This is a genomic window from Rhizobium sp. 01T417 (assembly GCF_056398905.1).
In genome coordinates this window covers 41,828-55,749 of sequence record NZ_JBFTQH010000002.1, presented here as the reverse complement: position 1 = coordinate 55,749, position 13,922 = coordinate 41,828, and the positions used below count along the sequence as shown (strand labels likewise).

The 13,922-nt window shown below is 58.9% G+C and carries 15 protein-coding genes; 12 read left to right on the top strand and 3 right to left on the bottom strand.

Going from position 1 to position 13,922, the window contains the following annotated elements; genetic code table 11:
• Positions 1–79: 79 nt before the first annotated feature.
• Positions 80–568, bottom strand: a complete 489-nt coding sequence (locus tag AC1DPR_RS02475) for an FxsA family protein (protein WP_018116317.1) — start codon at positions 566–568, stop codon at positions 80–82.
• A 124-nt stretch (positions 569–692) separates the two neighbouring features.
• Here AC1DPR_RS02475 and AC1DPR_RS02470 point away from each other — a divergent pair, with 124 nt between their 5' ends.
• From AC1DPR_RS02470 to gyrB, 5 genes are all read left to right on the top strand, one after another.
• Positions 693–1,397: a Tim44/TimA family putative adaptor protein gene (locus AC1DPR_RS02470; RefSeq protein ID WP_018858957.1), complete on the top strand. Its 705-nt coding sequence runs from the start codon at positions 693–695 to the stop codon at positions 1,395–1,397.
• Positions 1,390–2,508 carry a murein transglycosylase A gene (mltA, locus tag AC1DPR_RS02465; protein WP_113469654.1) on the top strand — a complete coding sequence of 373 codons (1,119 nt, stop codon included), beginning with the start codon at positions 1,390–1,392 and terminating at the stop codon, positions 2,506–2,508. The genes AC1DPR_RS02470 and mltA overlap by 8 nt, the downstream gene beginning before the upstream one ends.
• Positions 2,508–3,071 carry a Smr/MutS family protein gene (locus AC1DPR_RS02460; protein ID WP_113469653.1) on the top strand — a complete coding sequence of 188 codons (564 nt, stop codon included), beginning with the start codon at positions 2,508–2,510 and terminating at the stop codon, positions 3,069–3,071. Before mltA ends, AC1DPR_RS02460 begins: the two co-directional genes overlap by 1 nt.
• Complete coding sequence (locus AC1DPR_RS02455) at positions 3,068–3,445, top strand: helix-turn-helix domain-containing protein (protein WP_018858960.1); 378 nt, start codon at positions 3,068–3,070, stop codon at positions 3,443–3,445. The genes AC1DPR_RS02460 and AC1DPR_RS02455 overlap by 4 nt, the downstream gene beginning before the upstream one ends.
• A gap of 134 nt (positions 3,446–3,579) precedes the next feature.
• Complete coding sequence (gyrB, locus tag AC1DPR_RS02450) at positions 3,580–6,015, top strand: DNA topoisomerase (ATP-hydrolyzing) subunit B (RefSeq protein ID WP_018858961.1); 2,436 nt, start codon at positions 3,580–3,582, stop codon at positions 6,013–6,015.
• Positions 6,016–6,089: 74 nt separating this feature from the next.
• Here gyrB and AC1DPR_RS02445 read toward each other — a convergent pair whose 3' ends face one another.
• Together AC1DPR_RS02445 and AC1DPR_RS02440 are read right to left on the bottom strand one after the other, a co-directional pair.
• Positions 6,090–6,683: a nitroreductase family protein gene (locus tag AC1DPR_RS02445; protein ID WP_062373739.1), complete on the bottom strand. Its 594-nt coding sequence runs from the start codon at positions 6,681–6,683 to the stop codon at positions 6,090–6,092.
• A gap of 18 nt (positions 6,684–6,701) precedes the next feature.
• Positions 6,702–6,986 (bottom strand): DUF2218 domain-containing protein, encoded by a 285-nt coding sequence (locus AC1DPR_RS02440; protein ID WP_026372082.1) that lies wholly within the window; start codon positions 6,984–6,986, stop codon positions 6,702–6,704.
• A gap of 158 nt (positions 6,987–7,144) precedes the next feature.
• On the opposite strand from AC1DPR_RS02440, the gene AC1DPR_RS02435 reads away from it, so the two are divergent.
• The 7 genes from AC1DPR_RS02435 to trpB all read left to right on the top strand — a co-directional run bounded on the left by AC1DPR_RS02435 (position 7,145) and on the right by trpB (position 13,921).
• The gene (locus AC1DPR_RS02435) at positions 7,145–8,098 is read left to right on the top strand and encodes a glutathione S-transferase family protein (protein ID WP_113469652.1); all 954 of its coding nucleotides are present in this window, start codon (positions 7,145–7,147) and stop codon (positions 8,096–8,098) included.
• A gap of 95 nt (positions 8,099–8,193) precedes the next feature.
• The gene (locus AC1DPR_RS02430) at positions 8,194–9,036 is read left to right on the top strand and encodes a fumarylacetoacetate hydrolase family protein (RefSeq protein WP_113469651.1); all 843 of its coding nucleotides are present in this window, start codon (positions 8,194–8,196) and stop codon (positions 9,034–9,036) included.
• 205 nt (positions 9,037–9,241) lie between these two features.
• On the top strand, positions 9,242–10,519 hold the full coding sequence (locus tag AC1DPR_RS02425) for a polyhydroxyalkanoate depolymerase (protein ID WP_018859414.1): 1,278 nt from the start codon (positions 9,242–9,244) through the stop codon (positions 10,517–10,519).
• A gap of 145 nt (positions 10,520–10,664) precedes the next feature.
• Positions 10,665–11,099: a DUF2852 domain-containing protein gene (locus AC1DPR_RS02420; protein WP_018859415.1), complete on the top strand. Its 435-nt coding sequence runs from the start codon at positions 10,665–10,667 to the stop codon at positions 11,097–11,099.
• 94 nt (positions 11,100–11,193) lie between these two features.
• The gene (locus AC1DPR_RS02415) at positions 11,194–11,955 is read left to right on the top strand and encodes a M48 family metallopeptidase (RefSeq protein ID WP_113469650.1); all 762 of its coding nucleotides are present in this window, start codon (positions 11,194–11,196) and stop codon (positions 11,953–11,955) included.
• A gap of 74 nt (positions 11,956–12,029) precedes the next feature.
• Positions 12,030–12,698, top strand: a complete 669-nt coding sequence (locus AC1DPR_RS02410; protein WP_112825374.1) for a phosphoribosylanthranilate isomerase — start codon at positions 12,030–12,032, stop codon at positions 12,696–12,698.
• A gap of 2 nt (positions 12,699–12,700) precedes the next feature.
• On the top strand, positions 12,701–13,921 hold the full coding sequence (gene trpB, locus AC1DPR_RS02405; RefSeq protein WP_018859418.1) for a tryptophan synthase subunit beta: 1,221 nt from the start codon (positions 12,701–12,703) through the stop codon (positions 13,919–13,921).
• Position 13,922 lies beyond the last annotated feature (1 nt).

Below are 13,922 nucleotides of genomic sequence, written 5' to 3'. Positions count from 1 at the left end.
AGGGCATTGGATGGTGCCGCTCTATCATTTCGGGCATAGTGTTACAACCCTGGGCCAGTCGGCCGGCGGGGACGGTTCCTCACTTGCCGAGATGCTTCCCTGACCAGGGAGAGTTGTCGTTGGGTTCGCGTCGATAATCCTCGTCGTCGAGGTCGACGATCTTGGAGTCCTTGGGGCGGCTCGACGTGTCGAAGCCGCTCGTTGAGCCGACGACGACGAAACGGCGGCTGATATATTGCCAGGCAAGATCGCGCACAGCCGGAATGAAGATCAACAAAGCCACGATGTCGGTGATGAAGCCGGGGATCATCAGCAACAGGGAAGCGATCACGAACATCGCCGGTCGAAGCAGCTCGCGCCCCGGCACCATGCCGTTTCGCCCCTCCGCAGACATACGGCGGAGAATCCCGATGCCCTGGCGCCTGAGCAGGCCCATGCCCACCATGAAGCTCAATATGACAAGCGCCAGCGTCGGCCAAAGCCCGATCGCCTTTCCGACAAGCACGAAACCGGCAATCTCGGCGAGCGGAAGCAGCAGCAGAAAACCAGGCAGGATCTTCAAGGGCATCGTTTTATTCCGGCTGAGCCGGACTCCGTTGGAGGGTCGCGTTGTCGACCCTATTTGAATCATCTGTATAGGCGGACTATATGGGAGTACAAATCAGGGATGTTAACAGCGGCAGCGGCGGGATATGGGTTCAAACGACTTCATCACATTGTTTTTTCTTGTGGCGGCGGTGCTGATTTTTTTGCAGCTGCGCAGCGTCCTCGGCCGCCGTACGGGCAATGAGAAACCCCCGCGCGATCTTTATACGCCGCGGGATGCCGTTGGACCTGATTCTCCTGATGCCGGGAAAGTGGTGACCCTGCCGCGCCGTGACGCAGCGACTGAGGAAGACGATCGCTTTGCGGCAATCGATGCTTTCGCACCAGCCGGCACCTCACTCAATGAATCGCTGCGCGAAATCAACAAGGCAGACGCTTCCTTCAATCCGAAGGAATTCGTCAATGGCGCCCGCATGGCTTATGAGATGATCGTGATGGCGTTTGCGGACGGCGATCGTAAGACGCTGAAGAACCTGCTGTCGCGTGAAGTCTATGACGGCTTCGACGCAGCCATTACCGAGCGCGAGTCCAAAGGCGAGAAGGTGAAATCGACCTTCGTCGGCATCGACAAGGCGGAAATCGCCAGCACCGAGATTAAGGGCACGGAGGTGCAGATTACCGTTCGTATCGTCAGCCAGTTGATTTCCGCCACTTACGACAAGGTCGATAAGCTCATCGATGGCGACGCGGAGAACGTTGCCGAGGTCAATGATCTCTGGACGTTTGCGCGCGATACCCGCTCCCGCGATCCCAACTGGAAACTCGTGGCCACCGAATCGGAACATGAGTGAAGACACTCCGGGCTTTGCCCTTCAAGCAATAAGCTTTGACGATCTGCAAGGCTGGAAGGATGATGATCCTTCCAGCCTTTTTGAAGCGATGGAAGCATGCCGGCGGCAGGTCATTGACATCAAGCCGTATCGGACGGGCTCGCTCGGCCTGACGGCTCAGGACCTTCTACCGTTGCTTGAAGCAGCGCGCAGCGAGAATATCTCGTCGGCAGCCGATGCCCGAACCTTCTTCCAATCCCACTGTCGACCCTTCAGAATTCGTCGCATCGACGGCAATCCGGGCTTCGTCACCGCTTTCTACGAGCCTGAGATTATGGTCTCGGCCGTGCCGGATGATGAGTATCGCTTTCCCTTCTATCGCCGCCCCGAAGACCTGATCGACCTTGATGAGGGTAATCGCCCTGTGGGTCTGCCGGACAGCTACGCTTTCGGCCGGCTGACCTCCGATGGCATTGAAGCCTACCCGGATCGGCGGGCAATCGATGAAGGCTTCCTGGCGGGCAGGGGATTGGAGATTGCCTGGGCAAAGTCGAAGGTCGACGTCTTCTTCGTCCATGTTCAAGGTGCGGCGCGTTTGCGCTATCCTCATGGCAGGGTTGGACGCATCACCTATGCGGCAAAGGCGGGACATCCTTTCTCGGCGATCGGCAAGCTACTCATCGAGCGCGGGGAAATCGAACGATCCGAGATTTCGATGCAGACTATTCGGCGCTGGCTCGGCGACCATCCTCGGCAGGTGGATGAGGTCCTGTGGCACAATCGCTCCTACATTTTCTTCCGCGAAGTCCCGAGCGCAGATCTGAACGCCGGGCCCGTGGCCGCAGCAAAAGTGCCGCTGATTGCCGGCCGTTCGCTCGCCGTCGATCGGCTCATCCATACTTTTGGCTTCCCGTTTTTCATTCGGTCCGAGAATCTTGTCCATCTCGATGGCGACAAGCCGTTCGCGCGAGTGATGCTGGCTCTCGACACGGGCTCTGCCATCGTCGGTCCGGCGAGGGGTGATATTTTCACCGGGTCAGGGGCTGATGCAGGAGAGCTCGCTGGAACAGTGCGCCACGACGCCGACTTCGTCATTCTGCTTCCGAATGCCGCCGCCGCGAGGTTCGCCTGATGGCTCGAGACCGGAAGCTCAACACGGATGAAAGGATACTCTGGGGCAAGGTGGCACGGAGCACGCGTCCAATGCCCGGCAAGAAGGATCAGCTAGCCGAGCTCGATGCCTTTCTGACAGAGGTGGAGGTTGAACAGCAAACGGCCGCCGCCGCGAAACGACCGTCCGAGAGCGACTCCGGGCCTGCTACGCCGGTCGCTCCAAAAACACGCTCGGGTATCCATCACCCGCTCGAAAGGCCGGTCAAGCGCAAGATCGCCAAGGGCCGCGTGCCATTGGAAGCCCGGATCGACCTGCATGGGCTGGTCCAGAGCGAAGCGCATATATTGCTGCTCGAGTTCCTCATGCGAGCTCATGAACGAGGGATGAGGCATGTGCTTGTGATCACCGGTAAGGGCAGTTCGCTTGGCAGCGAAGGCGCCCTGAAACGCGCCGTCCCGATGTGGTTCTCGAAGCCGGAGTTTCGGTATTTCATCTCGTCCTATGAAACAGCAGCCCACCATCACGGAGGCGAAGGCGCCCTGTATATCCGGCTGTCGCGCCGGCATGGAGAGAGATCGTGACGCCGTTCGGTGAGGCCGTCCGCAAGCTGCGAGAGCGCAAGGGTGTCTCGCAGAAGCAGATGGCGGCAGCCCTCAATGTGTCCCCGGCCTATCTGTCGGCCCTCGAACATGGAAGGCGCGGCTTGCCGACCTTCGATCTGCTCCAGCGGATCGCCGGCTACTTCAACATCATCTGGGATGAGGCCGAAGAACTCTTCCTTTTGGCCCGTTCTTCGGACCCTCGCGTGGTCGTCGATACATCGGGTTTATCGGCCGAACATACCGCTTTTGCGAACCTCCTGGCGGGTCGCATTCGCGATCTCGACCAAACAACGCTTGGCCAACTGACAAGCATTCTTAAAAACGGCGGAAAAGCGGACGGAAAACGGTCATAATCCCCTGATTTATGGCCAGTTTAAGCGCGCTGGCATTGGGAACTTGGATCAAAAACCCTATATTCTGGCATGTATAAGGCAGGTGATTCGCAAGTCTCACTTCAGCCCCGACAACAGGGAAATTCTCGAAAAGTATGACCGATATACCCACGACGGAAAACGGCGTTAGTACCGAATATGGCGCAGACTCGATCAAGGTTCTGAAGGGCCTTGATGCAGTGCGTAAGCGCCCGGGTATGTATATCGGTGACACCGATGATGGCTCGGGTCTTCATCACATGGTTTATGAAGTCGTCGACAACGCGATCGATGAAGCGCTCGCAGGCCACGCCGATATCGTGACCGTGACGCTCAATCCCGATGGGTCGGTCACCGTTACCGACAACGGCCGCGGCATCCCGACGGACATTCATACCGGCGAAGGCGTGTCGGCAGCCGAGGTCATCATGACCCAGCTGCACGCCGGCGGTAAGTTCGACCAGAACTCCTACAAGGTTTCCGGTGGTCTGCACGGCGTTGGTGTTTCTGTCGTCAACGCGCTCTCCGTCTGGCTGAGGCTGAAGATCCGCCGTCAAGGCAAGATTCATGAAATGAGTTTCACGCACGGCGTAGCCGATGCGCCGTTGAAGGTGATTGGCGACGCTGGTGATGAAACCGGCACCGAAGTCAGCTTCATGCCGAGCACTGAAACCTTCACGATGACCGAATTCGACTACGCCACGTTGGAGCATCGTCTTCGCGAGCTCGCCTTCCTGAATTCGGGCGTTCGCATCCTTCTGAGCGACAAGCGTCATTCGGACATCAAGCAGGAAGAGATGCTCTACGACGGCGGCCTGGAGGCCTTCGTTTCCTATCTCGACCGCGCCAAGAAGCCGCTTGTCGACAAGCCGGTGGCAATCCGTGGCGAGAAGGATGGGATTACGGTCGAAGTCGCAATGTGGTGGAACGACAGCTACCACGAGAACGTCCTGTGCTTCACCAATAACATTCCGCAGCGCGATGGCGGCACGCACATGGCCGGCTTCCGCGCCGCGTTGACCCGCCAGATCACCTCCTACGCCGATACGTCGGGCATCACGAAGAAGGAAAAGGTGACGCTGACCGGTGACGATTGCCGCGAAGGCCTGACCGCCGTTCTTTCCGTCAAGGTGCCGGATCCGAAGTTTTCGTCGCAGACCAAGGACAAGCTGGTTTCCTCGGAAGTTCGCCCCGTTGTCGAGAACCTCGTCAGCGAAGCGCTGAGCACGTGGCTGGAAGAGCATCCGACGGAAGCTAAGGTTCTGGTCGGCAAGGTGGTCGAAGCCGCCGCGGCGCGCGAAGCGGCCCGTAAGGCGCGTGAGTTGACGCGTCGTAAGGGCGCTCTCGACATTGCCTCTCTGCCCGGCAAGCTCGCCGATTGCTCGGAGCGCGATCCGGCCAAATCCGAAGTCTTTCTTGTCGAGGGCGATTCGGCGGGTGGATCGGCCAAGCAGGGGCGTTCGCGCGAGAACCAGGCGATCCTGCCGCTGCGTGGCAAGATCCTCAACGTCGAGCGTGCTCGCTTCGACAAGATGCTGTCCAGCCAGGAAATCGGTACACTGATTACCGCGCTCGGCACAGGCATCGGCAAGGACGAGTTCAATGCCGAAAAGCTGCGCTACCACAAGATCATCATCATGACGGACGCTGATGTCGACGGCGCCCACATTCGTACGCTGCTGTTGACCTTCTTCTTCCGCCAGATGCCGGAACTGATCGAGCGTGGCCATCTCTACATCGCCCAGCCGCCGCTTTATAAGGTCTCGCGCGGCAAATCGATCCAGTACGTGAAGAACGAGAAGGCCCTTGAGGACTACCTAGTCGGCCAGGGTCTCGAAGATGCTGCCTTAAAACTCGGCAGCGGCGAAGTGAGGACCGGCCAGGATCTTGGCGAGGTGATTAGCGATGCGTTGCGCCTCCGCGCGCTCCTTGACAATCTGCACTCGCGCTACAATCGCGCTGCCGTCGAACAGGCAGCAATTGCTGGTGCTCTCAATGCTGAAGCCGTTAGCGACCGCTCGAGAGCTGAACAGCTCGCCGGTGAAGTCGCCAGACGTCTTGACCTGATTGCCGAAGAGACAGAGCGCGGTTGGGAAGGGGGCCTCACGAGCGAAGGCGGCATCAAACTTGAGCGTATGGTGCGCGGCGTGAAGGAAGTTGTCGTTCTCGACATGGCGTTGATCGGCTCGCAGGACGCGCGGCTTCTCGATCAGCTGTCGGCTCGCTTGAAGGACATCTATCAGGCGCCTCCGTCACTCTCCCGACGCGACGGTGATGTCGAGATTTCCGGACCACGGGCACTGCTGGACGCGATTTTTGCGAGCGGCCGCAAGGGTCTGACGATGCAGCGTTACAAAGGCCTCGGTGAGATGAATGCCGAGCAGCTCTGGGAGACCACGCTCGATCCGAACGTTCGTTCGCTGCTGCAGGTGAAGGTTGCCGATGCAACGGACGCTGACGGCTTGTTCGCACGCCTGATGGGTGACGAAGTCGAACCTCGCAGGGAGTTCATCCAGGACAACGCGCTGAACGTTGCAAACCTCGATATCTAGCGAGCGGAGCTCGTTTCCGCCTAGAGGCCGCATAAAAAAGCCCCGCGCATCGACGCGGGGCTTTTGCGTGAGAACTAGTTGGCGATAAACTTGCCGCGGAAGGCGACCTCTGAAAGAGGCTTGCGCTGGCTCGGAACTTCCCGCTCCTGGTTCCGCTCCGAAAGGACGCTCTTATCGGCAAGACGTCCCAACGCGACCCCCGCCTCCACCCGGTAACCCTCGGGAATAGCAAAAGTTTGCTGGATCTCTTCGTGCTTGATGCCGCCCATCCCGTGAGCGTAGAAACCCGAAAGCCGGGCCTGAAGCGCGAGATAACCCCAAGCAGTGCCAGCGTCGAACGAGTGTGTGTAGCTTTTCCTGCCTTCAGAGAAGTCGCCGCTGAAGCCTCTTGAGACGACGTAGATCAGCGCCGAGGCGTTCTTTGCCCACTCTTGATTTGACTCGACGAGGAGACCAACGAACTTGTCCCAGTCCTCAGAACCTTTGAGCGCATAGATAAAGCGCCACGGCTGCTGGTTCGCGGACGACGGTGCCCAATGCGCGGCGTCCAGTATCGTCAGGAGCTCCGATTCATCGATCACTTCGCCGGTGAAAGCACGCGGTGACCAGCGCTCGAGAAACAAGGGGTCGATCGAATATTGGGATTCACGGCTATTGCTCTTTGTCATGGCTCTTCCAAGTGCTGTTCAGGCATTCCAGGTGATGTGGAGTTCTTCGCGGAAAGCAAATCGCTTCAGGTGGTCGGCAACGACATTCTCGTATCGCTCTATCTGGGCCGGGTCAGCGGCCGACAATCTCATATAAAGCGCCGCGTGATCGGCTGAAAACGTGACTTCGGCGGTATCACTGAAGGGTACACGCCCGCTTTTCGCCGTGAATTCCACGGTAAACTTGTGGCTCCAGTGTTTGCAGAGCTGTTGGAGATACTTGCTGGCGTGTTCGGTGGCGACAGTCGAGGTCGAAACAGGCATATCAAGCTCCTTCCTGCCTTCCTTAGGCCCCATCCGATGCGTTTGGCAAGCAACTCCGCCATCTCCGGTGGTGCACAGTCTGTTTCAACAATAGTGGCCTCCCACGCGCGTAAAGGCGCGCTAAGTTCCCCCAAAATCAGCGTCAGAGGAAAAACGCCTTGCTCGTAAACGGAAAATGGACGGAAGATTGGCAGCCGGTTCAGGCGAAGGACGAGAGGGGCGGCTTTGTCCGTCAGATCTCCAGCTTCCGCAATTGGGTCACCCCGGACGGCGCCGTGGGCCCTTCGGGAGAGGGCGGCTTCAAGGCCGAGGCAGGACGCTATCATCTTTACGTGGCCTATATCTGCCCTTGGGCATCGCGGACGCTGATCGGTCGAAAGCTGAAAGGGTTGGAATCGGCCATCTCGGTTTCAGTCGTCGAGCCGGTATTGACGAAGCAGGGCTGGCGGTTCGGCGACTATCCGGGCGCCACGCAGGATCACATTCACGGCGCAACGTATATGCACGAGATCTATACGAGTGCGGCACGCGACTTTACCGGCCGCGCAACCGTGCCCGTGCTTTGGGATAAGCAGTTGCAGACGATCGTCAACAACGAGTCGGCTGATATCCTGCGGATGATGAACGAAGGTTTCGGCGATCTTGCTCGCAATCCCATCGACCTTTATCCGGCAGCGCGTCGCACCGAGATCGACGCCTTCAACGAACGGATCTATCCGAGCCTCAACAATGGCGTCTACCGCGCGGGCTTTGCCACAACGCAGCTTGCCTACGAGGAAGCGTTTGCCGGTGTATTCAAGTGCCTCGACTGGGTGGAAACAGAGCTTGGCGATCGGCCCTTCCTGTTTGCAGACCATCCGACTGAAAGTGACGTTCGTCTTTTTGTCACGCTCGTGCGCTTCGATATCGCCTATCACGGCCTGTTCAAATGCAATTTGCGCCGTCTCTCGGATTACAAGAATCTTCGCCGCTTCTGCCGGCGAATGCTCGATTGGCCCGGTGTCGTCGAGACCGTCAACTTCGACCATATAAAGCGCGGCTACTACTCGATCGAAAGCCTCAACCCCACAAGCATCGTGCCTGCGGGTCCCGATCTAGGCGAAATTTTCTGAAGCAGCGTACCGCTTCGGCAAAAAGCCATAATGACACCGGTGAATATCTCGTTCATAGGTGATCAAAACGTGGATGCTGCTTAGGAGGAAATATTATGAAGCTCATGCGTGTTGGAGAGGTTGGTCGTGAGAAACCGGCCATGCTCGATTCCGATGGCAAGATTCGCGATCTGTCAGCGCACGTCTCGGACATCGGCGGCGAAGCGATTTCGCCCGAGGGCCTGTCGAAACTCAAGGCTCTTGACCCGAAGAGCCTGCCGGAACTCGCCTCGGGTCGCATTGGCGCCTGCGTTGCCGCCACCGGAAAGTTCATCTGCATCGGCCTCAATTTCTCTGATCACGCTGCTGAAACCGGCGCGACTGTTCCGCCGGAGCCCGTGATCTTCATGAAGGCAACATCGGCCATCGTCGGGCCGAACGACAATGTCCTGATCCCGCGTGGCTCCGAAAAGACCGATTGGGAAGTCGAACTCGGCGTCGTCATCGGCAAGACGGCAAAGTACGTCAGCGAAGCCGAAGCGCTTGATTATGTTGCCGGCTACTGTGTTTCCCACGACGTTTCGGAGCGCGCCTTCCAGACGGAACGTGCAGGCCAGTGGACCAAGGGCAAGTCCTGCGACACATTCGGTCCGATCGGACCCTGGCTCGTCACCAAGGACGAGATTGCCGACCCGCAAAATCTTGGCATGTGGCTGAAGGTCAACGGCGAAACCATGCAGAACGGCTCGTCGAAAACCATGGTCTATGGTGTCGCTCATGTGGTGTCTTACCTCAGCCAGTTCATGTCGCTGCATCCGGGCGACGTGATCTCGACCGGCACGCCTCCGGGCGTCGGCATGGGCATGAAGCCGCCGCGCTTCCTCAAGGCTGGCGACGTCGTGGAGCTCGGCATTGAAGGCTTGGGTACGCAGAAGCAGACCTTCCTGGCTGATCGATAAGGTCCGTTCTGCGATCATTAAGCATTCGAGCGCACCATCATGCCGGGGGTAAATTCCCCGGCATTTCTTTTTGCGGTGCGGATGGCAATGTTGCTGCGCAACAAAAACCTGTTAATCTGCGTTGAGGTGCCAGCACGTCGTTGGAAAGAATCCGATGCCTTTCAATCGGCGTCGTCTTCCAGGTTAGAGAAAGGTGGCGCATCTCATGTTTTATCAGCTTTATGAATTGAACCATGCCGCATTGGCGCCTTATCGGGCTTTCGCCGATATCATGCGCATGGTCTATGCCAATCCCCTCAATCCGATTTCGCAGACGCCCTGGGGGCGTACGATGGCGGCGAGTCTCGAGATGTTCGAGCGGACGACCCGACGCTACGGCAAACCGGCCGTCGGTCTGCATGACACTGTTGTCGAGGAAGGAAAGGTGGCCGTACGGGAAGAGATCGTCTGGTCGCATCCCTTCTGCAATCTGCTCCATTTCGCGCGCAATGTTCCAAGCAGCCATGCGCCAGACCCGCGCATTCTCATCGTCGCGCCGATGTCGGGCCACTACGCGACACTGCTGCGCGGCACGGTCGAAGCGTTGCTGCCAAGCGCCGACGTTTACATTACCGACTGGATCGATGCGCGCATGGTGCCGATGACGGAAGGCACCTTCGATTTTGACGACTACATCGACTACGTCATCGAGATGCTTCGCTTCCTGGGCCCGGATACGCATGTGATTGCCGTCTGTCAGCCTTCCGTGCCGGTTTTGGCTGCCGTCGCCCTCATGGAAGCGGAGAACGATCCGTTTTCGCCCTCATCGATGACCCTGATGGGCGGACCGATCGACACGCGCATCAACCCGACAGCCGTCAACCAGCTCGCCAAGGAACGCTCGCTGGAATGGTTCGCGGATAATGTGATCATGAATGTGCCCTGGCCGCAGCCGGGCTTCATGCGTCCGGTCTATCCCGGCTTCCTGCAGTTGTCCGGCTTCATGTCGATGAACCTCGATCGGCACGTGATCGCTCACAAGGAGTTCTTCATGCATCTGGTGAAGAACGATGGCGAGCCGGCCGAAAAGCACCGCGACTTTTATGACGAGTACCTCGCGGTCATGGACTTGACGGCGGAGTTCTACCTTCAGACGGTCGAACAGGTCTTCATCAAGCACGCGCTGCCGAAGGGCGAGCTGCTCCACCGTGGTAAGCTTGTCGATCCCGCCGCCATCCGCAACGTGGCACTTCTCACCGTCGAGGGGGAAAACGACGACATCTCCGGCGTCGGCCAGACAAAGGCTGCCCAGACCATTTGCGTCAACATCCCCGACAACATGCGCATGCACTACCTGCAGCCCGACGTCGGCCACTATGGCGTCTTCAACGGCTCACGCTTCCGCCGGGAGATTGCGCCGCGGATCATCAGCTTCGTGAAGGAACATGCCCGTTCCGGAAAGCCCGTGGTGAAGCGGGTGATCAAGGGCGGAAAATCCGCCTGATTTAGTATATTCTGAATTAGCGATTGTATTTCAAGGCGTTGTCCGATTTGGGCGGGCGCTGCCTTGAAGCGGGCCAGGCGTGTAACCACATCGATTCCAGCGTTCGGTATCTCGCCGGACGCGGAAAATGCGAGGACACCGCACGATGAACCAGTCAGCATTGCTTCGCCCGGATTGGACTCCGGCTACCATTGCCCTGATGATCCTCGGCTTCGTGGTTTTCTGGCCTCTGGGTCTCGCCATGCTCGCCTACATCATCTTTGGGGAGCGTTTGCGCGGTTTCAAGCGCGACGCCAACAGCGCCGCCGATGGATTCTTCGCCGGCTGCCGACGTTCACATGGCCGCTATCGCCCTCATTTCTCGACGGGCAATGTTGCCTTCGATGATTGGCGCAAGGCCGAGCTCGACCGGCTGGAAGAAGAGCGTCGCAAGCTTGATGAAATGCGCGAGGATTTCGACTCTTACATGCGCGAACTACGCCGCGCCAAGGACCAGGAAGAGTTTGACCGCTTCATGCGCGACCGCAAGAACGGCAAGCGCGACGACAATGGTCCGGTAGCAGAATACCAGACTCCGTAATTCCCAGGACCGTTCAGCACCGAAACTTGAACCGGCATCATCGATGCCGGCTTTTCTTTGCCAAGAATTCCAGCGAATCATATAGAAAATGCCCATGTTCCCGCTCCTTGCAAAGCCACGCCGCAGCGTTCGAAAACCGGCTCCGCCGGAAACGCGAACGCTTGACGTCGCCGGACGCCTGATGCCGCTGACGATCAAGCAGCACGAGCGGGCAACCCGCATTACCTTGCGGATCGAGCCTGGTGGTCGGGGCCTGAAGATGACGATCCCGAGCGGATTGGCACAGCGCGAGGTAAATGCCTTCCTCGACCGCCATCAGGGCTGGCTCTTGACCAAGCTTGCCAAATTCACGCCCGACAGTGGTCTTCGTGATGGCGGCACCATTCTCTTTCGGGGCGTATCCCATCGCGTTCACCACACCGGCAGCCTGCGCGGCCTGACAGAAGCCGTCGTCGTTGATGGCAAACCCGTGCTCAAGGTCAGCGGCATGCCCGAACATCTCGGACGCCGGATTGCCGCGTTTCTGAAGAAGGAAGCGCGAGCCGATCTCGAGAGGCTGGCAACGTTCCACGCCCGCTCGATCAATGCCCCCATCAGGTCTATCGCCATGAAGGACACCCGCAGTCGGTGGGGTTCCTGCTCCTCGGAGGGAAATCTGAGCTTTTCCTGGCGCATCGTCATGGCGCCGCCGTCTGTGGTAGACTACCTGGCGGCCCATGAAGTCGCTCATCTCAAGGAGATGAACCACGGGCCACGCTTCTGGACGCTCTGCAAGAAGCTCTGCCCCCAGATGGAAGAGGCGAAGCTCTGGCTGAAGCGGCACGGCAGTCAACTGCACGCCATCGATTTCGACTGAGCGACGCCTCGCAAAAATCAGCTTTTGTCGTGATTTGGCTCGACTCCAAGCGCTTTTCGTGTCACTTCGCTGCCATGAAACCGGATATCAAAATCTGCGGACTGAAGACGCCTGAGGCGATCGATCGCGCCCTCGCGCGCGGTGCAACACATATCGGCTTCATCTTCTTCGAAAAGAGTCCCCGCTACATCGAGCCTGATATCGCCGGCAAGCTAGCGGAGCCGGCCCGCGGCAAGGCCAAGATCGTTGCGGTCGTGGTCAATCCGAGCAACGACGATCTTGATGAAATCGTGGCGCTGCTTCGGCCCGATATCCTGCAGCTGCATGGCGACGAGAGCCCGGAGCGCGTTTTGACGATAAAGGCGGTCTACGGTCTGCCGGTCATGAAGGCCTTTTCGGTGCGGACCGCTGATGATTTGAAGCGGGTGGAGGCCTATGTCGGCATTGCCGATCGCTTCCTCTTCGACGCAAAGCCGCCAAAAGGGTCGGATTTGCCGGGTGGCAACGGCGTGTCCTTCGATTGGAGCCTGCTTACCTGGCTTGACGGCAGCGTGGATTACATGCTTTCCGGTGGCCTGAACAAGGGCAATATTGCCGAGGCGCTCGGCATCACCAAGGCGCCGGGGATCGACGTATCTTCGGGGGTCGAAAGCGCGCCCGGCGTCAAGAACGTCGCAATGATCGATGAGTTTTTCGATGCGGTCCAAACGGCTTGTCAGCCCGAAACGACCTCAGGGAGTTGAGAGTGAACCAGACGCCAAAACCGAATTCCTTCCGTTCCGGCCCTGATGAAGACGGCCGTTTCGGCATCTACGGCGGCCGTTTCGTCGCCGAAACGCTGATGCCTTTGATCCTCGACCTGCAGGACGAGTGGAACAAGGCAAAGGACGATCCGGAATTTCAGGCGGAGCTGAAGCAGCTTGGCACCCACTATATCGGTCGCCCAAGCCCGCTCTATTTCGCCGAGCGTCTGACGGCGGAACTCGGTGGCGCGAAGATCTATTTCAAGCGCGAAGAGCTGAACCACACCGGTTCGCACAAGATCAACAACTGCATCGGCCAGATCCTGCTCGCCAAGCGCATGGGCAAGACCCGTATCATCGCGGAAACTGGTGCCGGCCAGCATGGCGTTGCCTCGGCAACGGTTGCCGCCCGCTTCGGTCTCCCCTGTGTCGTTTACATGGGCGCAACCGACGTCGAGCGTCAGGCGCCGAACGTGTTTCGCATGAAGCTGCTTGGCGCCGAGGTAAAGCCGGTGACCGCCGGTCACGGCACGCTCAAGGACGCCATGAACGAGGCATTGCGCGACTGGGTCACGAACGTCGACGACACCTATTACCTGATCGGCACGGCCGCGGGTCCGCATCCCTATCCGGAAATGGTTCGCGACTTCCAGGCCGTCATTGGCACCGAGGCCCGTGAGCAGATTTTGGAAGCCGAAGGTCGGCTGCCGGATCTCGTCATCGCAGCCGTCGGCGGCGGTTCGAACGCGATCGGCATCTTCCATCCGTTCCTTGATGACGAGAGCGTCAAGATGGTTGGCGTCGAAGCCGGCGGCAAGGGCCTCAATGGTGACGAGCACTGCGCCTCGATCACGGCGGGTTCGCCCGGCGTTCTCCACGGCAACCGGACCTACCTTCTGCAGGATGGCGACGGCCAGATCAAGGAAGGCCATTCGATTTCCGCTGGTCTTGACTATCCCGGCATCGGCCCCGAGCATTCCTACCTCAACGACATCGGTCGCGTCGAATATGTGCCGATCATGGACCATGAGGCGCTCGAAGCCTTTCAGACGCTGACCCGCCTCGAAGGCATCATTCCGGCGCTGGAGCCGTCGCACGCGCTGGCCGAAGTCATCAAGCGCGCGCCGAAGATGGGCAAGGACGAGATCATTCTGATGAATCTCTCCGGCCGCGGCGACAAGGACATCTTCACTGTCGGCAAGATTCTGGGAATGGGTGAGTAAG

What these genes read in the sequence shown, in the direction of transcription:
- AC1DPR_RS02475 (WP_018116317.1), bottom strand. Translation starts at nt 568, where the DNA reads ATGCCCTTGAAGATCCTGCCTGGTTTTCTGCTGCTGCTTCCGCTCGCC.
- AC1DPR_RS02470 (WP_018858957.1), top strand. Translation starts at nt 693, where the DNA reads ATGGGTTCAAACGACTTCATCACATTGTTTTTTCTTGTGGCGGCGGTG.
- mltA (WP_113469654.1), top strand. Translation starts at nt 1,390, where the DNA reads ATGAGTGAAGACACTCCGGGCTTTGCCCTTCAAGCAATAAGCTTTGAC.
- AC1DPR_RS02460 (WP_113469653.1), top strand. Translation starts at nt 2,508, where the DNA reads ATGGCTCGAGACCGGAAGCTCAACACGGATGAAAGGATACTCTGGGGC.
- gyrB (WP_018858961.1), top strand. Translation starts at nt 3,580, where the DNA reads ATGACCGATATACCCACGACGGAAAACGGCGTTAGTACCGAATATGGC.
- AC1DPR_RS02445 (WP_062373739.1), bottom strand. Translation starts at nt 6,683, where the DNA reads ATGACAAAGAGCAATAGCCGTGAATCCCAATATTCGATCGACCCCTTG.
- AC1DPR_RS02440 (WP_026372082.1), bottom strand. Translation starts at nt 6,986, where the DNA reads ATGCCTGTTTCGACCTCGACTGTCGCCACCGAACACGCCAGCAAGTAT.
- AC1DPR_RS02430 (WP_113469651.1), top strand. Translation starts at nt 8,194, where the DNA reads ATGAAGCTCATGCGTGTTGGAGAGGTTGGTCGTGAGAAACCGGCCATG.
- AC1DPR_RS02425 (WP_018859414.1), top strand. Translation starts at nt 9,242, where the DNA reads ATGTTTTATCAGCTTTATGAATTGAACCATGCCGCATTGGCGCCTTAT.
- AC1DPR_RS02420 (WP_018859415.1), top strand. Translation starts at nt 10,665, where the DNA reads ATGAACCAGTCAGCATTGCTTCGCCCGGATTGGACTCCGGCTACCATT.
- AC1DPR_RS02415 (WP_113469650.1), top strand. Translation starts at nt 11,194, where the DNA reads ATGTTCCCGCTCCTTGCAAAGCCACGCCGCAGCGTTCGAAAACCGGCT.
- AC1DPR_RS02410 (WP_112825374.1), top strand. Translation starts at nt 12,030, where the DNA reads ATGAAACCGGATATCAAAATCTGCGGACTGAAGACGCCTGAGGCGATC.